Origin of the sequence: Streptomyces sp. NRRL S-455 (assembly GCF_000717875.1) — a bacterium.
GTDB lineage: Bacteria > Actinomycetota > Actinomycetes > Streptomycetales > Streptomycetaceae > Streptomyces.
This window is the reverse complement of record NZ_JOCT01000004.1, coordinates 728,186-747,688: the sequence shown is the minus strand read 5'-3', so window position 1 is coordinate 747,688 and position 19,503 is coordinate 728,186. Positions and strand designations below refer to the sequence as shown.

The 19,503-nt window shown below is 71.4% G+C and carries 17 protein-coding genes; 11 read left to right on the top strand and 6 right to left on the bottom strand.

The features are described 5' to 3' along the window. Positions 1-82 precede the first annotated feature (82 nt). A complete protein-coding gene (locus IE97_RS0109105; protein ID WP_030234417.1) occupies positions 83-748 on the top strand; it encodes a TetR/AcrR family transcriptional regulator in 666 nt (221 codons plus the stop codon). A 239-nt stretch (positions 749-987) separates the two neighbouring features. Here the strand turns inward: IE97_RS0109105 and IE97_RS0109100 are convergent, their stop codons facing one another. Beyond that, a complete protein-coding gene (locus tag IE97_RS0109100; RefSeq protein WP_030234413.1) occupies positions 988-1,833 on the bottom strand; it encodes a MaoC family dehydratase in 846 nt (281 codons plus the stop codon). Between the two features lie 377 nt (positions 1,834-2,210). On the opposite strand from IE97_RS0109100, the gene IE97_RS0109095 reads away from it, so the two are divergent. The 3 genes from IE97_RS0109095 to kstD all read left to right on the top strand — a co-directional run bounded on the left by IE97_RS0109095 (position 2,211) and on the right by kstD (position 7,359). Further along, complete coding sequence (locus tag IE97_RS0109095; protein ID WP_030234408.1) at positions 2,211-4,130, top strand: AMP-dependent synthetase/ligase; 1,920 nt, start codon at positions 2,211-2,213, stop codon at positions 4,128-4,130. 108 nt (positions 4,131-4,238) lie between these two features. After that, positions 4,239-5,360, top strand: coding sequence for a sugar ABC transporter substrate-binding protein (locus IE97_RS0109090; protein WP_030234405.1), 1,122 nt, complete (start codon positions 4,239-4,241; stop codon positions 5,358-5,360). 217 nt (positions 5,361-5,577) lie between these two features. Continuing rightward, on the top strand, positions 5,578-7,359 hold the full coding sequence (gene kstD, locus IE97_RS0109085; RefSeq protein ID WP_051704886.1) for a 3-oxosteroid 1-dehydrogenase: 1,782 nt from the start codon (positions 5,578-5,580) through the stop codon (positions 7,357-7,359). 72 nt (positions 7,360-7,431) lie between these two features. On the opposite strand, the gene IE97_RS0109080 is transcribed toward kstD, so the two are convergent. From IE97_RS0109080 to IE97_RS0109070, 3 genes are all read right to left on the bottom strand, one after another. After that, the gene (locus IE97_RS0109080; RefSeq protein ID WP_030234398.1) at positions 7,432-8,091 is read right to left on the bottom strand and encodes a class I SAM-dependent DNA methyltransferase; all 660 of its coding nucleotides are present in this window, start codon (positions 8,089-8,091) and stop codon (positions 7,432-7,434) included. Between the two features lie 11 nt (positions 8,092-8,102). Then, complete coding sequence (locus IE97_RS38320) at positions 8,103-8,381, bottom strand: hypothetical protein (RefSeq protein WP_051704885.1); 279 nt, start codon at positions 8,379-8,381, stop codon at positions 8,103-8,105. 110 nt (positions 8,382-8,491) lie between these two features. Further along, positions 8,492-8,695, bottom strand: coding sequence for a cold-shock protein (locus IE97_RS0109070; RefSeq protein WP_003992177.1), 204 nt, complete (start codon positions 8,693-8,695; stop codon positions 8,492-8,494). Positions 8,696-9,014: 319 nt separating this feature from the next. On the opposite strand from IE97_RS0109070, the gene IE97_RS0109065 reads away from it, so the two are divergent. The 3 genes from IE97_RS0109065 (at position 9,015) to IE97_RS0109055 (ending at position 13,492) form a co-directional block, all read left to right on the top strand. After that, positions 9,015-9,863: a menaquinone biosynthetic enzyme MqnA/MqnD family protein gene (locus tag IE97_RS0109065; RefSeq protein ID WP_030234392.1), complete on the top strand. Its 849-nt coding sequence runs from the start codon at positions 9,015-9,017 to the stop codon at positions 9,861-9,863. A 448-nt stretch (positions 9,864-10,311) separates the two neighbouring features. Continuing rightward, complete coding sequence (locus IE97_RS0109060; protein WP_037844071.1) at positions 10,312-12,237, top strand: glycosyltransferase; 1,926 nt, start codon at positions 10,312-10,314, stop codon at positions 12,235-12,237. A 34-nt stretch (positions 12,238-12,271) separates the two neighbouring features. Beyond that, positions 12,272-13,492, top strand: a complete 1,221-nt coding sequence (locus tag IE97_RS0109055) for an LCP family protein (RefSeq protein ID WP_030234385.1) — start codon at positions 12,272-12,274, stop codon at positions 13,490-13,492. Between the two features lie 26 nt (positions 13,493-13,518). Here IE97_RS0109055 and IE97_RS0109050 read toward each other — a convergent pair whose 3' ends face one another. Beyond that, positions 13,519-14,916 (bottom strand): hypothetical protein, encoded by a 1,398-nt coding sequence (locus tag IE97_RS0109050; RefSeq protein ID WP_234331790.1) that lies wholly within the window; start codon positions 14,914-14,916, stop codon positions 13,519-13,521. Positions 14,917-15,388: 472 nt separating this feature from the next. On the opposite strand from IE97_RS0109050, the gene IE97_RS0109045 reads away from it, so the two are divergent. From IE97_RS0109045 to IE97_RS0109030, 4 genes are all read left to right on the top strand, one after another. Then, on the top strand, positions 15,389-15,616 hold the full coding sequence (locus IE97_RS0109045) for a hypothetical protein (RefSeq protein ID WP_030234378.1): 228 nt from the start codon (positions 15,389-15,391) through the stop codon (positions 15,614-15,616). Positions 15,617-15,925: 309 nt separating this feature from the next. Continuing rightward, positions 15,926-16,654, top strand: a complete 729-nt coding sequence (locus IE97_RS0109040) for a prepilin peptidase (protein WP_030234376.1) — start codon at positions 15,926-15,928, stop codon at positions 16,652-16,654. A gap of 70 nt (positions 16,655-16,724) precedes the next feature. After that, positions 16,725-17,924 carry a cyclic dehypoxanthinyl futalosine synthase gene (gene mqnC, locus IE97_RS0109035; RefSeq protein WP_030234374.1) on the top strand — a complete coding sequence of 400 codons (1,200 nt, stop codon included), beginning with the start codon at positions 16,725-16,727 and terminating at the stop codon, positions 17,922-17,924. A gap of 56 nt (positions 17,925-17,980) precedes the next feature. Further along, positions 17,981-18,427: a hypothetical protein gene (locus tag IE97_RS0109030; RefSeq protein WP_030234371.1), complete on the top strand. Its 447-nt coding sequence runs from the start codon at positions 17,981-17,983 to the stop codon at positions 18,425-18,427. A 19-nt stretch (positions 18,428-18,446) separates the two neighbouring features. On the opposite strand, the gene IE97_RS0109025 is transcribed toward IE97_RS0109030, so the two are convergent. Beyond that, positions 18,447-19,466 carry a chitinase gene (locus IE97_RS0109025; RefSeq protein WP_030234368.1) on the bottom strand — a complete coding sequence of 340 codons (1,020 nt, stop codon included), beginning with the start codon at positions 19,464-19,466 and terminating at the stop codon, positions 18,447-18,449. Between the last annotated feature and the right edge of the window lie 37 nt (positions 19,467-19,503).

Below are 19,503 nucleotides of genomic sequence, written 5' to 3'. Positions count from 1 at the left end.
AGCCCTGACACGCTGACGGCCCCGGCCGGTCCTCGTCGGATTCCCGACGGTGGGCCGGCCGGTGGACCGTACGCTGAGCGGTATGGGTGCCGTGAAGACGAAACGGATGCCGCGCGCGGTCCGTGAACAGCAGATGCTGGACGCCGCCGTGCGGATCTTCGGCCAGCGGGGGTACATGGCCGCGTCGATGGACGAGATAGCCGAACTCGCGGGCGTGTCCAAGCCGTTGGTCTACCTGTATCTGAACTCCAAGGAAGACCTCTTCACCGCCTGCATCCGCCGTGAGGCCAAGGCCCTCGTCGAGGCGGTGCGGGCCGGCGTCCGCCCGGATCTGCCCGCCGACCGGCAACTATGGGAAGGGCTCGGGGCGTTCTTCGCGCACACCGCGCGGAACCCGGACGCCTGGGCCGTCCTGCACCTCCAGGCCCGCACGCACGGCGAGCCCTTCGCCGCCGAGGTCACCGCGATGCGCGAGGAGATCGTCGCGTTCGTGACACAGCTGATCCTGGCCGGCGCCCGCGAGGCTCACCGTGATCCCGACCTGCCGGAGCGGGAGGTCGCCGGGCTCGCAGAAGCCCTGGTCGGCGCCGCGGAGTCGCTCGCCGCGTGGGCCAACTCCACCCCGGGCGTCACGGCCCGGCAGGCCGCGGCGACCCTGATGAACTTCGCCTGGGCGGGGCTGGGGGACCTGATGGCGGGACGGCCGTGGTCGCCGCCGGAGGAGCAGGCGGGCGCTCACGGGGAGTAGGCGCCCAGGAGGCCGTCACGCCGGCCGGGCGGACGAGAGCGCCGCCAGGGCCTCCCCGCGGCGTCCGTAGCCGTTCGCGATCCCGCGAGGCCGGTGATGGCGGCCCGTCGACGGCGCAACGGGCGGGATCGGGGCCGCCGTCCGGCAGAGGGGCGGCCACACGGCGACCTCGGCGCACAGTCCCGGACCGCCGGCGCTCGTCGCTCTTCCCTCGTTGCTCGTCGCTCTTCGCTCGTCGCTCAGATTCGGTGGACCTCACCGGTCACGTGCAACCGGTGGCCACCGCCCCGCACTTCGAACCGGCCGTCGTCCGCCCCGTAGGTCACCGTCCCCGGCAGCAGGACCGGTGCCCGGAATTCCGCCCGGACGCGGCAGGAGTCCGGTGTGCCGTGCGCGGCGAGGCAGCGGGCGACCGTCCACATGCCGTGGGCGATGGCCCGGGGAAAGCCGAACAGGCGCGCGGTGAGCGGGTGGAGGTGGATCGGATTGCGGTCGCCCGACGCCGCCGCGTAGCGCCGCCCGACGTCCTCCGCGAGCCGCCACTCGGCGACGGCGGGCAGCGGCTTCGGTACGTCATCCCTGGCCGCCCCCGCGGACCGTCCGGTGCGATGCCGGGCGAGGTACGTGCTGCTCGACTCCCATACGACGTCCCCGTCTTCGCGCACCTCGGTGACGACCGTCGCCTCGGTGCCACGCCGGTGCGCTGCCAACCCTCCGACACGGGCGGTGAGTTCGTAGGCGCCGGTGGCCGGCATCCCCCGGTGCCGGGTGATCGTGATCGACGTGTGCACGAGGCCCAGCAGCGGCAGCGGGAAGTCCCGGCCGCTCATCAGCCGCATGGCCAGGGGGAATCCCAGCACGTGCGGGTAGGTCAGCGGCAGCACGTCCTCCCCGGCAGGGAATCCGCAGACCCGCTCATAGGCCGACAGCCGCGCGAGGTCGACGCGCAGACCGGGCAGGACCAGCCGGGTGCGCGGGAACCCGGCGTCGGGGGAGGGCCGTTTGAAGGGCGACAGCAGGGCACCGCGGGCGAGGAGTGGGGCGAGGGGAGGGGGCTGGGTGAGGACGAGAGCGGCGTCGGTCATCACGGCTCCCGCACTTCGCTCGCGTCCAGGGCGACGTCCGGACAGCGGTCGGCCATGGCAACTCCCGGCTTCCGACGACGGCTCAGTGAAGGGGGCCACTTGCTTACCCTGGAGTCAGGTTACCGGAGGTAATGCGATGTCGCGGCCGCTTCGGTCCATACCGAACCTGAAAGTCCCTCACTTAACCGCCGATATTGCACAGGCCCGGCTCCGGACCATCCCCGAACCCGCACAGGCCCCTCACGTGAGGGCCGTACGATCCGGTTCCTACCGCCAGTAACCCCTTTCTGAGGGTTCAGCCGGTTGAGCGCCTCGGCGTGCGAGGCACGTACGTCAGGCAGCAAGCAGTTCTCCGCTGCACGCCCCAGGAGCCGCCCGTGTCCCCTGCCCATCCCTCCTCCGCCTACGGCGAGCTGTACGGCGGACCGGTCCTGGTCGAGCCCGAGACGCGGCGACTGGACGGGGTCGTGCGGGAGGCGTCCGTACCGCCGCTGGCGGCGCCGTGGACCCACGGGTCGCTCGCCGACCTGCCCTTCGACAACGCGAGCGCGGACCCGGACGCCGTGGCGCTCAGCCGCAAGGACGCCGACGGCCGGTGGAGCGACGTCACGGCGGCCGAGTTCGCGGGTCAGGTGCTGGCCGTGGCGAAGGGGCTGATCGCCGAGGGTCTGATGCCGGGCGACCGGGTCGCCGTGATGGCCCGGACGATCTACGAGTGGACGGTGCTGGACTTCGCGGCCTGGTCGGCCGGACTGGTCACCGTCCCGGTCTACCCCACCTCCTCCGTCTTCCAGACCCGCTGGATCCTCCAGGACTCCGGCGCGGTCGCGCTGATCACCGAGACGGCCGGGCAGGCCGCCGCGCTCGGCCCGGAGCGCGAACGCCTGCCCGACCTCCAGCACCTGTGGATCGTGGAGAAGGGACACCTGGACCGGCTCGTGGAAGCCGGTGCGCACCTGCCCGACCAGGAGGTGGAGGTGCGGCGCGGGATGTCGGGACCCGACACGCTCGCCACCCTCATCTACACCTCGGGCACCACGGGCCGCCCGAAGGGCTGCGTCCTCACCCACGGCAACTTCTTCGCCGAGGTGGACAACGCGATCGAGCTGCTCTACCCCGTCTTCAGGGCGAAGACCAGCGAAGAGGCCTCGGTCCTGCTGTTCCTGCCCATGTCCCACGTCTTCGGCCGTATGGTCGCCATCGCCTGCGTCCGCGCCCGCGTACGGCTGGGCCACGCCCCGAGCATCAAGGCGACCGAACTGCTGCCGGACCTGGCGAGCTTCCGGCCGACCTGTCTGCTGGCCATCCCGTACATGCTGGAGAAGGTGTTCAACTCGGCCCGCGCCAAGGCCGAGGCGGCCGGCCGGGTGTCGTCGTTCGACCGTGCGGTGTCGATCGCACAGCGCTACGGCGAGGCGATGGAGGCCCAGCAGTCGCGCACCGGCCCCGGCCCCTCCCACGCCCTCAAGGCCGCCCGCCTCTTCTACGACCCGCTGGTCTACCGCCGTATCCGCAACGCCATGGGCGGCCGGGTCCGCTACGCCATCTGCGGCGGCTCACCGCTCGGCCGGCGCCTGGCCGCGTTCTACGCCGGCGCCGGCATCGAGATCTTCGAGGGCTACGGCCTGACCGAGACGACTGCCGCGTCGACCGTCACCCCGCCCCTGAAACCCCGTCTCGGCACGGTCGGATGGCCGCTGCCCGGCACCCGTGTCCGGATCGCCGCCGACGGCGAGATCCTCGTCGCCGGCGACCACGTGCTGCGCGGCTACTGGGACCCCCAGGCCGGCGGCGTCGTCCCCGCCGCACCGGACGGCTGGCTCGCCACGGGTGACATCGGTGAACTGGACGACGAGGGCTACCTCACGATCACCGGGCGCAAGAAGGAGCTCCTGATCACCGCCGGCGGCAAGAGCGTCGCCCCGGCTCCCCTGGAGAACTGGCTGCGCTCCCACCCCCTGATCTCCCAGTGCATCGTCCTGGGCGACGGCCGCCCGTACGTCTCCGCCCTCATCACCCTCGACCCGGACGGCATCACCCACTGGCGCCAGATGAACGGCAAACACCCCGTGCCGCCGAAACTCCTGGTCGACGACGAGGAACTCCGCTCCGTCCTCCAGCGCGCCGTCGACGAGGCCAACAAACTGGTCTCCCGCCCCGAGTCCATCCGCCGCTTCGCGATCCTCCCCGAGGACTTCACCGAGGAGGCAGGCCACCTGACCCCGTCGATGAAACTCCGCCGCGAGGCCGTGCTGCGCGCCTTCGCGGCCGAAGTGGAGGGTCTGTACACCCCATGAGTCACCTTTGCCATCTCTTCACACGTGCTTCTTGACGACGCACGGTGTCTCCCCGTTGGCTTTCAGCCACCTCCTCGTCGCGATGCTCCCCCTCGGAAGGCACCACCAGTGAAAGCCCGCACCACCCGCCGGACCGCTCCGCGTCCCCTCTCCATAGCCCTGGCGCTCTCCGTGTCGGCCCTGTCCCTCGCCGCGTGCGGCGGCGGAAGTGACGACTCCGCCGGTGTGAAGAAGGACAAAGACATCACGGTGGGGCTGCTGCTGCCCGACCGGGACACGGCACGCTTCGAGAAGTTCGACTACCCGCTGATCAAGAAGGAGGTCGCCTCCCTCACCGACAACCGGGGCAAGGTCCGCTACGCCAACGCCGAGGCGAGCGTGACCAGACAGAGCGAGCAGTTCCAGAAGATGATCGACGAGAAGGTCGACGTCATCCTGGTCGACGCGCTCAACTCCAAAACGATCGCCACGGACGTGCGGAAGGCCAAGGACGCCGGTATCCCGGTCATCGCCTACGACCGTCTCGCCGAAGGCCCCATCGACGCGTACGTCTCCCACGACAACGAACTCGTCGGACAGGTGCAGGGCCGGGCCATCATGGGCGAACTCGGCGACAAGGCCGAGAACAGCAAGGTCGTCATGATGAACGGCGACCCCGGCGACCCCAACACGGCACGGTTCAAGGAGGGCGCGCTGAGCGAGCTCCAGGGCCAGGTCGACATCGTCAAGCAGTACGACACCAAGGAGTGGAAGCCCTCCGTCGCCAAGGCGAACATGAAGAAGGCGATCCAGTCCGTCGGGCTGGACAACATCGCCGCCGTCTACTCCGCCAACGACGGCATGGCGGGCGCCGTCATCGAGGCGCTCGAGGAGGCCGGCGCCACGAAGATGCCGCCGGTGACAGGGCAGGACGCCAACCTGGACGCCGTGCAGCGGGTGGTGGCGGGGAAGCAGTACATGACCGTGTACAAGTCCTTCCTGCTCGAGGCGACGAACGCCGCGAAGATCGCGGTGGCCAAGGTGCAGGGCCGCACGATCGAGTTCGCCGCGCTGACCCGGGAGACCGTCGACAGCCCCACGGAGAAGAACATCCCGGCGATGCTGGTGCCGGTGGTCGCCCTCACCAAGGACAACATCAAGCAGACGGTGATCACGGACGGCGTCTACACCGTCAAGGACATCTGCACCCCGGAGTACAAGGCGGACTGCGCGGCGATCGGGCTCGACTAGGGGGTGTTTCAAGCGAGGGCCGGACCCGGGCCGGCTCCGTGACGGCCACGGCCGGGAACACCCGCCGAGCCGGCCCGCCCGGCTCGGCGTCCGGCTCGCGCCGCTTCCACCTCCCGTGACCGGATCCGAACTCGCCGCATCCGCACGGCTCTTGACTTCGCAAGGCCCGCGCGCGACATTCCCCACCCCTTCGCGTTCCTCTCGGGCTGGAGCGGCCATGACCACGAGCACCCACTCCGCGGCGACTCCCGCGACCCCGTCCCGAAGACGAGTGCTGACCGGTGCCGCGGGTGCCGGCCTCGCGGTCGCCGCCGGAGTCCAACAGGGCGCCCACGCCGCCGACTTACCCCCGCTGGGCACGTACGACGTCGTGGTCATCGGGTCCGGGGCGGCCGGGATGACGGCCGCGCTGACCGCCGCCGGGCAGGGGCTGAGCTGTGTGGTCGTGGAGAAGGCACCGACCTTCGGCGGCTCCACCGCCCGCTCCGGCGCCGGGATCTGGATCCCGAACAACCCGGTGATCCTCGCGGCCGGCGTCCCGGACACCCCCGCCAGGGCCGCCGCCTACCTCGCCGCCGTCGTCGGCCCGGACGTCCCCGCCGACCGGCAGCGCGCCTTCCTCGCCCACGGCCCGGCGACGATCTCCTACGTCATGGCCCACAGCCCCCTGCGCTTCCGCTGGATGGAGGGCTACAGCGACTACTACCCCGAGCTGCCCGGCGGCCTCCCGAACGGCCGCTCCATCGAGCCCGACCAGCTCGACGGCCGTGTTCTGGGCCCCGAGCTGGCCCGTCTGAACCCGCCGTACATGGACGTGCCCGCCGGCATGGTCGTCTTCAGCGCCGACTACAAGTGGATCGCCCTGGCCGCGGTCAACGCCAAGGGGGCGGCCGTGGCCGCGCAGTGTCTGGCCCGGGGCACGGCCGCGGCCCTGCGCGGCGAGAAGCCACTCACCATGGGCCAGGCACTGGCCGCCGGCCTGCGCGCGGGACTGCGGTCCGCAGGCGTTCCGGTATGGCTGAACACCCCCCTGACCGACCTGCACGTCGAGAACGGCAGGGTCACCGGAGCCGTCGTCACCCGGGACGGCACGCCGGGCCTGGTCCGGGCCCGCCGGGGCGTGATCGTCGGCTCCGGCGGCTTCGAGCACAACGCGGCGATGCGGGACCGCTTCCAGCGGCAGCCGATCGGCACGGACTGGACGGTCGGCGCGAAGGAGAACACCGGCGACGGCATCCGGGCCGGGGAGCGGCTCGGCGCGGCCCTCGACCTGATGGACGACGCCTGGTGGGGGCCGGCGATCCCGCTCCCGGGCGAGCCGTACTTCTGCCTCGCGGAACGCACCCTCCCGGGCGGCCTGCTGGTGAACCGCTCGGGCAGACGCTTCGTCAACGAGGCGGCCCCCTACAGCGACGTCGTCCACACCATGTACGACGTCCACGGCACGGAACCGGCCATCCCGTCCTGGCTGATCGTCGACCAGAACTACCGCAACCGGTACCTCTTCAAGGACGTCCTGCCGGTCCTTCCCTTCCCCGACGCCTGGTACGACTCGGGCGCCGCGCACCAGGCCTGGACCCTGGACGCGCTGGCCACGTCGATCGGGGTCCCCCCGGCGGCCCTGCGCACGACGGTCGACCGCTTCAATTCCCAGGCCCGACAGGGCGACGACCCCGACTTCCACCGGGGCGACAGCGCCTACGACCACTACTACACGGACCCGTCCGTGCACCCGAACTCCTGCCTCGCCCCGCTCCGGCTGCCCCCGTACTACGCCTTCCGCGTCGTCCCCGGCGACCTCGGCACGAAGGGCGGCATGCGCACCGACGCCCGGGCCCGGGTGCTGCGGGACGACGGCTCGGTGATCCCGGGCCTGTACGCCGCCGGCAACGCGAGCGCCGCCGTCATGGGCCACAGCTACGCCGGCGCGGGTTCGACCATCGGCCCGGCGATGACGTTCGGGTACGTAGCGGCGAAGGACATCGCGGGGACGCTGTAGGAGGACGCCGGTACCCGGCTCGACGCGCCCGTCCCCCGGCGTGCCGGGGAGGACCGCTCCGGGGAAACGCGGCTAGGAGGCCGCCTCCAGCCGCTTGCGGGCCACCAGGAACGCCTGGGCGGTCGGTTCGCCGAGTGCCTCGTCCGGCTCCCGGACGGTTCGTGCCCGCAGCGCGAAGCCGGCGGCTGCCAGCAGGGGGGTGATCCGCTCCGGCCGGTGTCGCCGGAAGTCCAGTGCGACCTGGTGGCCGAAGGCCTCCTCGTAGCGGCGGGGCTCGTCGCCGGTCTGGAAGGCGAGGAGCAGGTGGCCTCCGGAGCGCAGGACGCGGGCGAGCTCGGCGAAGACCGCCGGCAGCCGGTCCTCCGGGGTGTGGATCGTGGAGTACCAGGACACGACCCCGTCGAGCGAGCCGTCGGGCACGTCCAGGTCCAGCATCGAGCCCTGCTCGAACCGCAGGCCCGGGTTCTCGCGCCGGGCGATCGCGAGCATCGACTCCGACAGATCGAGGCCGAACACCGACAGTCCCCTGGACGCCAGGTACGCCGTGACTCTCCCGGTCCCGCACCCCAGGTCGGCGACCTCGCCTCCCTCGCCCACGAGCCCCGCGAAACCGTCCATCAGCCCCCGGTCCAGTGGCCTGGCCGCGAGGTGGTCGCCGAAGTGGGCGTCGTAGTCCTCGGCCACGGCGTCGTAGAAGGTGCGGGTCTCGGTCAGGAAGTCGGCGTCGGTCATGGCCCGAGACCCTACTGGAGGGTTCCGTCCCCCCGGCCGTCCTGTGACCGCTCCTCCCCCTCGCCTTCGCGGCCCTTCCCGGCTCCCATTCCGACCCCGAGCCCGGTCCCGATCGCCGTCCCGAACCCCACTCCCAGAGCCAGGCCCAAACCGATGTTGTCGAAGACGGTCATTCCGAGCACGATCCCCATGGCCGTGCCGAGTGACAGCCCGGCTGACATGCCCGCCGCCAGACGCCTGTCGACGGGTCTCCCGCCGTCTTCCCTGCCGTTCTCCGCGTCTTTCCGCATCCGCTCATCGTCCCACGGACAGAATTCGGCGAGAATTCATTTGACGGCTGGGCCGGGAAAAGGCAGGAGCCCCGCCGCCTGACGGCGGGGGGCTCCTTGGGTACTACTGATCAGACCGGCGTGACGTTCTCAGCCTGCGGACCCTTCGGGCCCTGCGTGACGTCGAAAGACACCTGCTGGTTCTCCTCGAGCGAACGGAAGCCGCTCGCGTTGATCGCGGAGTAGTGGACGAAGACGTCGGGGCCGCCGCCCTCCTGGGCGATGAAACCAAAGCCCTTTTCGGCGTTGAACCACTTCACGGTTCCGGTAGCCATAAGCCCTCCTTGGGCCCAAAAGGGTTGCCCTGCTCCAGAACCAGCAAGTGTGAAGATGAATTCTGCACAACTGCATACGTCTGAGAATGACGAGAGCCCGCGGTCACATGCTCCGCAGGCTCTGTACTGCAAGGGAAACCAAACTGCAACTTGCGATGAGCCTAGCACGCGGGCACCGGAAAGCAATAGGGGTCAAGATCACGTCACCCGAATGTTTGAACATCCTCCGCCGAGTGGCGGTGAAGGCGCCCGCCGTGCCCCACAGGCCGACGGCGGGGCCGGACGCGGGCCGCTAGGCCATGAGGGCTAGCCTCACGATGTGGACAATCCTCGCACCCGGCCGCGCGTCGGCCACATCCAGTTCCTGAACTGCCTGCCCCTGTACTGGGGGCTCGCCAGAACGGGCACGCTCCTCGACTTCGAGCTGACGAAGGACACCCCCGAGAAGCTCAGCGAGAAGCTGGTGCAGGGCGAACTCGACATCGCGCCGATCACCCTGGTCGAGTTCCTCAAGCACGCCGACCGACTGGTCGCCTTTCCCGACATCGCCGTCGGCTGCGACGGCCCGGTGATGTCCTGCGTGATCGTCTCGCAGGTCCCGCTGGACCGGCTGGACGGCGCCCGGGTCGCCCTCGGGTCGACCTCCCGCACCTCCGTCCGCCTCGCCCAGCTGCTCCTCGCCGAGCGCTACGGCGTGCGGCCCGACTACTACACGTGCCCGCCGGACCTCAGCCTGATGATGCAGGAAGCCGAGGCGGCCGTCCTCATCGGGGACGCGGCGCTGCGCGCGAACATGCTCGACGGGCCCCGCTTCGGCCTGGCCGTGCACGACCTGGGCCGGCTGTGGAAGGAGTGGACGGGGCTGCCGTTCGTCTTCGCGGTCTGGGCGGCGCGCCGCGACTACCTCGAGCGCGAGCCGGTCCTCACGCGCAAGGTGCACGAGGCCTTCCTCGCCTCCCGCAACCTCTCCCTCGAAGAGGTCGCCAAGGTCGCCGAGCAGGCCGCCCGCTGGGAGGACTTCGACGAGGAGACCCTCGCCCAGTACTTCACGACGCTCGACTTCCGTTTCGGTGGCCCGCAGCTGGAGGCGGTCGCAGAGTTCGCGCGACGGGTCGGCCCGACGACCGGTTTCCCGGCGGACGTGAAGGTGGAGCTGCTGCAGCCGTGAGCGGAGGCGCCGGCACCACCCGGGCGGGGAGTGCCGGCGCGGGCGCGCCCCCCGGGGCCGGCAAGGGCACGGCGGGCTACCGGCAGCGGAGGGGCGCCGCGTTCGGTGAGGTTTGCCGTTACGGCCATGCGACCGGCGGCCCGTAACTACACTCGCGGCCCATGCGCACCCCCCACACTGCCAAGCGCCGGAAGCCGAGACGAGGCGGTGCCTCCCGAGGAGGCCGTGAAGAAGTGGCCGGGGGAGGTGGCGCCCCCTGACTTCCGTCACCTCCCCCCACACCCCGCCCCGCCGCAGCAAAGGGCGTCACAAGCAGTCCCGAGACCCCCGCGCCCACTGGCTGCTGCTCGCCCTCACCCTCCCCCTCGTCTTCGCCTTCCTGATCTTCGAGGGCTGGACCCAGCACGAGGTCGACGCCGCGAAGACGCGGACACCCTGTACCTCGCCCGTGCCGGAGGCCGTCGCCAAGGGCGGGCCCGTCATCGGGATCAACCAGGACGGGATACGGACCGGCTCGATGCCCGCCCGGACCGTCGCGCTCACCTTCGACGGCGGTCCCGACCCCGTGTGGACCCCGCGGCTGCTGGACCTGCTGAAGGCCAACCGGGCGCGGGCCACGTTCTTCGTGCACGGGGCTCAGGCCGCCCGCCACCCGGAGCTGATGCGGCGCATCCGTGCCGAGGGGCATGAGATCGGGTCCAACACGTACACCGGGGCTGTGCTGGGGGAGTCGTCCGCGCCCCGCTTCCAGGCCGAGCTCGAGCTGACCCAGAGCGCCCTCGCCGGGACCACCGGGCAGCGGACCAATCTGCTGCGGATGCCGCGCACCACCACCCCCGACACCCTGTGCGGCCGCGAGTGGCGGGCGGCGCGGCAGGCCACCGGCTACGGGTACGTGCTCGTGGCCGCCGACAAGGGGGCGCGGAAGCCGGCGCGGGGCATCGTCCGGCAGCTCAGCCAGACGGAGAGCGCGTACCAGGAGGCGCGCGGGCTGCTGAGGAACCGGAGCGTCGAGCGGTTCACCACCGTCTCCGAAGGGCTCGGGCTCGTCCCGTACGCGTCGCCGTCGCTCGTGGAGCGGTGGCTGGGGCGCGGGCTGATCTGGGCCACCGGTGTCGGGCAGGTCTTCTCCACCGCCATGATCTGGATTCTGGGGGTGGCCGGCGGGCTGGGCGTGCTGCGGCTGTTGCTGCTCGCGATGTTCGCCCGGGCCCATGTGCGCCGGCTGGAGCGGTTCCGGACCGGAGCGCCCTGGATGCGGGACACTTCCGGGCCGGTGACCGTGCTGGTCCCGGCGTACAACGAGGAGGCCGGGATCGGGTCGACCCTGCGGTCGCTGCTCGACTCCAGTCATCGCGAGTTGCAGGTCGTCGTCATCGATGACGGGTCGACCGACCGGACCGCCGATATCGCCGGGAACATGGGTGATCCCCGGGTGGAAGTCGTACGGCAGCCCAACTCCGGCAAGGCCGCCGCCCTCAACCGCGGTCTCGCCCATGCCCGTCACGACATCGTCGTGATGGTCGACGCCGACACCGTCTTCGAGGCCGACGCCATCGAGCGGATCGTCGAGCCGCTCGCGCATCCGGCCGTCGGGGCCGTCAGCGGCAACACCAAGGTCGGTAACCGGCGCAGTCTGCTGGGCCGTTGGCAGCACCTCGAGTACGTCTTCGGGTTCAACCTCGACCGGCGCATGTTCGAGGTGCTGGAGTGCATGCCGACCGTGCCGGGGGCCATCGGGGCGTTCCGCCGGGACGCGGTGATCGGGGTCGGCGGGGTCAGCGAGGACACCCTCGCCGAGGACACCGACCTGACGATGGCCCTGTGGCGGGCCGGCTGGCGGGTGCTGTACGAGGAGTCCGCCGTCGCCTGGACCGAAGTGCCCAGCAGCATCAGGCAGTTGTGGCGGCAGCGGTACCGGTGGTGCTACGGCACCCTCCAGGCGATGTGGAAGCACCGCGGGGCCGTCCTCAGCACCGGGCCCGCCGGGCGGTTCGGGCGGCGCGGGCTGACGTATCTCGCGCTCTTCCAGGTCGCCCTGCCGCTGCTCGCTCCGGTCATCGACGTCTACGCCCTGTACGGGGTGCTGTTCCGGGACCCGTGGGAGTCGGCCGCGGTGTGGTTCGCGTTCCTCGGTGTGCAGATCGTCTGCTCCGGTTACGCGCTGAGACTCGACGGGGAACCGGTGCGGGCGCTGTGGTCGATGCCGTTCCAGATCGTCGTCTACCGGCAGTTGATGTATCTCGTCGTGATCCAGTCGCTGGTCGCGCTGCTGCTCGGGAGCCGGCTCAGGTGGCAGCGGATGAAGCGGTCCGGGACGGCCGCTGAACAGATCGGTGGGCCCGTCCCGTATAGGAGTGTGCCGATGCGCTGACCCGAGAGCCCCCCACAGCACCTTCGAGGCGTCGATGAGCGACTGGACCGACCGTCCGGGACAACCCCCTGCGGAGTGGACCCCACGGCGGGAGCCGCCCGCGCCCTCTCTCGCGTCCCCGCCGACCCCCCGTACCGCACCCCCGCCCTCGACCCGCACCGCCCCCCTGCCCGGCATGTCCTCGCCCGCCGCGCCCGGCCGCTACTACGACAGCGGCGTCCACGAGCGCGGTCGGCGGGGCGGCGGCAGACCGGGCGGCAGCAGGAACCCGCGGCGCCGAGCCGGCAAGGGCCGCCGGTTCGTGCGGACGGGTGCCGTGCTGTCGGCCGCCCTCCTGCTCGCCGGCACCGGTACGTACGTCTGGGCCGACACCCGGCTCAACCAGGAGGTCGACCTCGGCACGCTCAGTGGCCGGGCGCGGGCGGGGGAGGGCACCACCTACCTGGTCGTCGGCTCCGACAGCCGCGAGGGACTGTCGGAGCAGGACCGGAAGGACCTGAACACCGGCTCCACCGACGGCCGCCGTACCGACTCGGTGATCCTGCTGCACACCGGTGCGAACGGCACCACCATGCTCAGCCTGCCGCGCGACTCCTGGGTCACCCTCCCGCCCTACGTCGATCCCGACACCGGCCGGAGCTACCGGGCCGCGCCGGACAAACTGAACGCGGCGTACTCGCTGGGCGGCCCCGACCTGCTCGTGCGGACCGTCGAGCGCAACACCGGTGTGCGCGTCGACCACTACGCGGAGATCGGCTTCGCCGGGTTCGTGGACGTCGTGGACGCCGTCGGCGGCGTCGACATGTGCCTGGACAAGCCCGTACGGGACAAGGACTCCGGCGCGAACCTGCCGGCCGGCTGCCAGACCCTCGACGGCGCCGAGGCCCTGGCCTTCGTGCGGCAGCGCAAGCAGGAAGCCCAGGGCGACCTGGGACGCACCCGCAACCAGCAGAGATTCCTCGCCGCCCTGGCCCGCAAGGCGGCCACCCCGTCCACCCTCGCCGACCCGTCCAAGTCCCTCCCGACCGTGCGCGCCGGCCTCGACACGCTCATCGTGGACGAGGGTACGGAGCTGCCCGACCTCATGTCGTTGTTCGAGGCGCTGCGGAAGGCGGCGTCGGGCGCGGGCCGGCAGCTCAACGTGCCGGTCGCCGACCCGGATCTGCGGACTTCCAAGGGCAGCGCGGTGAAGTGGGACGACCGGCGGGCCCGTGCCCTGTTCGCGGCCTTGCGGGAGGACCGGCAGGTCGGCTGATCAACGGGCCACGGGGCAGGCGGTGCCTACTCGGGCGCGGGGGAGCGCCACCGCAGCAGGCGGCCGAAAGCCCGCGTCAGCCCGGCCACCACACCCCACAACAGGAGTGCCAGGACGGCGCCCGTGAACAGGCCGGGCCAGAAGTCGGTGGCGAACAGGGGCGGGAGGGTGTTCTCGTCGGCCTCCGGAGCGTCGGCCGGGGCGGGCTCGAACTGCGGCCGGTCGGTGCGCGGGGTCTTGTCGAGGAAGGTCATCAGCGTGTCGAGGCGCTTGCCGAGGAGGTGGGGGTCGGCCTCGTCCCCGCTGCTGTCGCCCACCGTGACGGAGTCCGGCAGGCCGAAGGACAGGTGGTTGGAGTCCAGGCGCAGCCCGTGGTTGAAGACGTCGATCGTGCCGTCGTCCGGATCGGCGACGACGTATATCCCGTCCTCGCCCACCTTGGCGTGCACCGCGGCGGCGAACAGCCCCGAGTCGCCGGCCGCCTCGCTTTCGAAGGGCTGCGGCACGAGGGAGACGTACACCGGGCCGCCGCCGTCGGAGCGCCGGAAGTCCCGGATCCGGTCGTGCAGCCGGTTCAGCCGGGGGGAGTCGAGCACGCGAGGGCTCTCCGGGTCGGCGTAGACGGGGTCCTGCTTCAGACCCGCCGCGACGCGTTCGACGCGGGCGACCAGCTCGGCGGGGGTCGGCGGCTTCGCCGCGCTCGACTTGGTCTCGTCGAACACGACCGATGCGGTGACGGCGATGGCCGTGGCGGTGAGGGCGGCCACGCCGGGCACAACCCACCGGGGGACGCGCCGCTCGGCCCCGGACCGCCGGCGCCGGCGCCCCACGTACCCGGCCAGGAGCATGATCAGCAGCGGTACACCGCTCAGCAGGGTCCCCGTGAGGAGCGACTGGTTGCGGCGGTCGGACGGGCCGATGTACATGTCGGCGGGCTCACGGTCCTGGTACTTGTCGCGAGCGGCCTCGGCTCGGGCGGTGGCCTTCTCCCCGCCCTGCGCGATGACGTCGATGAACCGCTCGAAGCGCCGCAACGGTCCTGCGTCGTAGGGGAGTTCGTACAGCGCGACGGTGACGGCGGCGTCAGTGGGGGCGCGGACGCCGTAGGCCGCGGCCTCCGCGAGGTCCGTCCCTTCGAACAGGACGTACAGCCCGTCGCGCCCGAGCCGGTCGTGCACCTCTCCGAGCAGCCGCTTGGCGTCCGGGCCGGAATGCATGGGCAGGATCAGGACGTAGGTCGGAACGCCGGTCCTCTTCGCGAGCCTGGCGAAGTCGGGGGCGGTGGACCGCGGGATCTCGCGGGGGAGTTGGTCGGTGATGTGGACGGGGTTCTCGCGGAGGCGGTCGGCGAGGTAGGCGGCCTGGGTGACGGGGGGCCTCTCTGCCGCCCGGGCCGGGGTCGCGGTTGCGAAGACGGCGGTCATGGTGCAGAGGGCAAGGAGCAGCCGGAGTATGCGGGAACGGTCACCGATGCTCGCCCAAGTCCGCGCTGCGCAGGACTCGTTCGCCGTTATTGCTCTCACCGGTGTCGCTCCCCCGCGGTCCGATCACTGTCCGCGCGGCACTCTACCTGGGGCTTCGCGAGTGCCCAGTCGGTGAACCGCTGGTCGGAACATTCGATGGATCTGCACACCGTTCACCGTGAAGGCGCGAGAAACCGGGGCAAGGACTGTGCGCCACACACCAACCGCGCCGCACATTGCACTCCTGTACCGCGCAACGGCGGAACGTGTGAAGGTGGTGGGTATTTCGGTGACCGGAAATTCACATAGATGAATGCGGTCGCCGAAATCCGCGCGCAGTAATACCAGTGACTGGCCGTCTGTTCTCCCGACGTGCTTTGATCGGTCGCGCTCGAGCACGATCGAATTGTTTATACGAAGGGAACCGCCCCCCATGGCCCTCACCCCGCAGATCGAGACCGCCCAGATGTCCGACGCCGACCTGGACACCATCGCCGGCGGCCAGGCGGGCGGCGCCGCGGGTGCCGGTGCCGCGGCCGGCCTCTACGTCGAGACGACGGCCGCAAGCGTCACCGCCGGCCTGGGCGGCGGCGTGGGCCTCGCCGTGTCGCCGGAAGGCGTCGCGGCGGACCTCCACCTCAACGCCGCCGTCGCTCACTGACGACGCGAACGAAAGGCCCCGGATCTCCGGATCCGGGGCCTTTTCATGCTGCCGCTTCATCAACTTTCTTGGGTTCATAGGATCTCTGTAGGCTCTGCACACCTCTCCGCGCGCAGTTCGCCTCACGGCGCTCCACACACGACCCCGGGACACCGCCATGCCACGACGCCGCATCTCAAGCTCGTCCCGTTCGACGGGAAGCTCGATGGGAAGCTCGACGGGAAGTGCAGGAGCCGCGGGAACCACGACCCAGCGGGCGCCGCTCGAGGAGTCGCTCCCGACGCGGCGCGACGCGATCCCCGCGGTGGGATGAACACCGGGCTCCTCGCCACGGCCGCCGCGCTGTGGGGCGCGGCGGCGGGGATGTTCCTGCCGCGCGCGGCCTATCGGTTCTCGGCACCGTCCGGGGAGCCGTGGCGCCGTGAGTGCCCCGGCGGCCACGCTCTCAAGGGCTGGCTGGGACGGGCCTCCTGCCCGCAGTGCGAGGGGGCCGCGTACGGGCCGCGTACGACACCACTGGTGATCGCCACGGCCCTCGTCTGCGCCGTCCTCGCCGCCGCCACCGGTACCCGGCCCGAGCTGGGCGTGTGGCTGCTGCTCGCGCCCGTCGGAGTGCTGCTGACGGTCGTCGACCTTCGGGTGCGGCGACTGCCCGACCCGCTCACGCTCCCGTTCGCCGTGGCCGCACTCGTCCTGCTCGGCCTGACCGCGCTCGTGCCGGAGCACGCGGGGGAGTGGACGACCGCCCTGCTCGGCTCGCTCGCGCTGGGCGGCGGCTACTTCGTGCTGTTCCTCATCAACCCCGCGGGGATGGGCTTCGGCGACGTCAAGCTCGCCCTGGGCGCGGGAGCGGTACTCGGCTGGTACGGCTGGCCGACCGTGATGCTGGGCACCTTCGCCGGGTTTCTGTTGGGCGCGCTGTACGGCGGGGCCCTCGTCGTCGCCCGGCGGGCCGACCGCAAGACGGCGATCGCGTTCGGGCCGTTCCTGATCGCGGGTGCCTTCCTGGGGCTGCTGGTCGGGGCCGCGACGGCCTGACGTCCAGTGGTCCGCAGGGCTGGCGTACGCTGGCCTGGTCCGTCCACAACCCTTACGAAAGGGACGCCCGGTGACCGAGAAGGCCGACCTTCAGCCCATCCTCGACCGTGCCGCAGCCGGTGGACGGATCACCCCCGAAGAGGCGCTCGTGCTGTACCGGGACGCCCCGCTGCACGCGCTGGGCGCCGCCGCCGACGCCGTACGCCGCCGCAGGTACGCGGGCACCGAGCACATCGCGACGTACATCATCGAGCGCAACATCAACTACACGAACGTGTGCGTCACGGCCTGCCGGTTCTGCGCCTTCTACGCCGCCCCCAAGGACACCGCCAAGGGCTGGACGCGCGACCTGGACGACATCCTGCGCCGGTGCGCCGAGACCGTCGAGCTGGGCGGCACCCAGATCATGTTCCAGGGCGGGCACCACCCGGACTACGGCGTCGAGTACTACGAGAAGCACTTCGCCGCGATCAAGAAGGAGTTCCCGGAGCTGGTCATCCACAGCCTGGGGGCGTCCGAGGTCGAGCACATGGCCCGGATCTCCAAGGTGAGCGTGGAGGAGGCCATCCAGCGCATCCACGCCGCCGGGCTCGACTCCTTCGCCGGCGCCGGCGCCGAGCTGCTCCCCGAGCGGCCCCGCAAGGCCATCGCCCCGCTGAAGGAGTCCGGCGAGCGCTGGCTGGAGATCATGGAGATCGCGCACAACCTGGGTGTGGAGTCGACGTCGACCATGCTGATGGGCACCGGCGAGACCAACGCCGAGCGCATCGAGCACCTGCGGATGATCCGGGACGTCCAGGACCGCACGGGCGGCTTCCGCGCCTTCATCCCGTACACCTACCAGCCCGAGAACAACCACCTGAAGGGCCGGACGCAGGCGACGATCTTCGAGTACCTGCGCATGATCGCCATCGCGCGGCTGTTCATGGACAACATCGCCCACATCCAGGGCTCGTGGCTGACCACGGGCAAGGAGATCGGGCAGCTCTCCCTGCACTACGGCGCCGACGACCTCGGCTCGATCATGCTCGAGGAGAACGTCGTCTCCTCCGCCGGAGCCAAGCACCGGTCCAACCGGCTGGAGATCATCGACCTGATCCGGAAGGCCGGCCGCGTGCCCGCGCAGCGGTCCACCACGTACGAGCACCTCGTCGTCCACGACGACCCGGCGAACGACCCCGTCGACGACCGCGTGGTCTCGCACATCTCGTCCACGGCCATCGAGGGCGGCACGGCTCACCCCGAGCTGAAGCTGCTCGCCCCCAACTGAGCCACGAGCCGATTCCCCTCCTGATCAGCCCTCAACCGATCGGCAGCGCAGCAGAGTTGGAGACCATCCACACGGCCGACGCGGTCCGCGTCACCTGGGACTCCGAGCCCGTCAAGGGCGGTGCCGTGGTCGTCGGGCGGGACCGGATCGGCGCCGTCGGGAAACTCGACGACGTGCGCGAGGCGTTCCCGAACGCCCGGGTGCGTCGCTGGCCCGGCACGCTCGGCCCCGCCCGCGTCCACGAGGGCCCGCTCCCCGACGCCCCGAGCCCGCGCGAACGCGTCCACGCGGTGCTGAAACTCGGCGCGGTGGCGGTCCTGGAGGAGTACGTCGACTCGGCGGAACTCCGGTCCGCCGCCGACCGCAACGACGTCGTCGTCCTGCCCCGTGCGCGGCACACCGCGATCGTCCCGACCGGGCGCGCCGACCTCGCCGTGTACGACGCGGCGGGGGAGTGCGTCGCGACGGTGTGCGCGGGACGGCTCGTGCACCGGCGGCGCTGAGCCGCCCCCGGGTGCCGGGTCAGCCGGCGAACTCCTCCGCGAACGCCCCGGAACTCTGCCTCACCCCGCTGCAGTCGGTCGCCGCCCGGTCGGTGGCCGTGCCGTCCGGGCACTGCCGGTCCCGCGCCGTCGCCCACATCGACACCCACCCGATGCCCTTCTCCTCGGCGAACGCACGGACCTCGGCGGCGTCGGCGAGGGTGAAGGTCTCGCCGGCGACGTCGTTGACGCCGATCATCGAGGTGAGCGCCATGCCCCGCCAGGCTTCCGCGTCCGTCGTGTCGAAGACCTTCTTCAGTTGCCCGTGCGCGGCCTCGGCGGCCGCGAGGGCGTAGCCGCCCATGTCGCCGTCGTAGGACGCGCCGTAGTTCATCGTCATCAGGTTGACCGTGGCGACCCGTACGGCGTTGTCGTTGGCGGAGTTGAGCAGCGCCAGGCTGTCCTTGCCCAGGCCGTGGGGCATCACCGGGAGCGTGAAGGAGACCTCCAGGTCCGTGCGTTCCTTCTGGAGCAGTGCGATCGCCTTCGAACGTACGTCGATGGAGGCGGAGTCGGCGAGTTCGTCACCTTCGACATCGAAGTCGGCGAGGCTGGCACCGGCCGCGTCGAGGGCCTTGCCGTAGGCAGCCGCAAGCTCCGGGGCGCTGTCGCAGGCCGCCGCGAGCTCCTTGCCGGAGGCCCCGCCGAAGGAGACCCGGACCCGTGCGCCGTCCTCCTTGAGCTCGGCGATACGTGACTTCACCGCCGGGTCACCGATGTCACCGGTGCCGTCCCAGCGCGGGGTGCACGCGTCACCGCCGGCCAGGACGAAGGCCAGGTTGTACGTCGTGGGGGAACCGGCGGTGTCGGTGCCGGCGGCCTCCGTGGCGCTGACGTACGGGGCGTACGAGGTGCCGGACCCGTCGGGGCGCGCGGTGCTCGGCGGGGCCGGCGCCGAGGGCGCGGGGCGTGCCGCCTCGCCCTGTTCGGAGCACGCCGTGGCGGCGAGGGCGATCAGACAGCCCAGCCCGATCGCCGCGGGCTTCCGGTGACTCCGCATCGCGCACGCTCCCGTTCTCGTGAGGTCACTCCAGGCA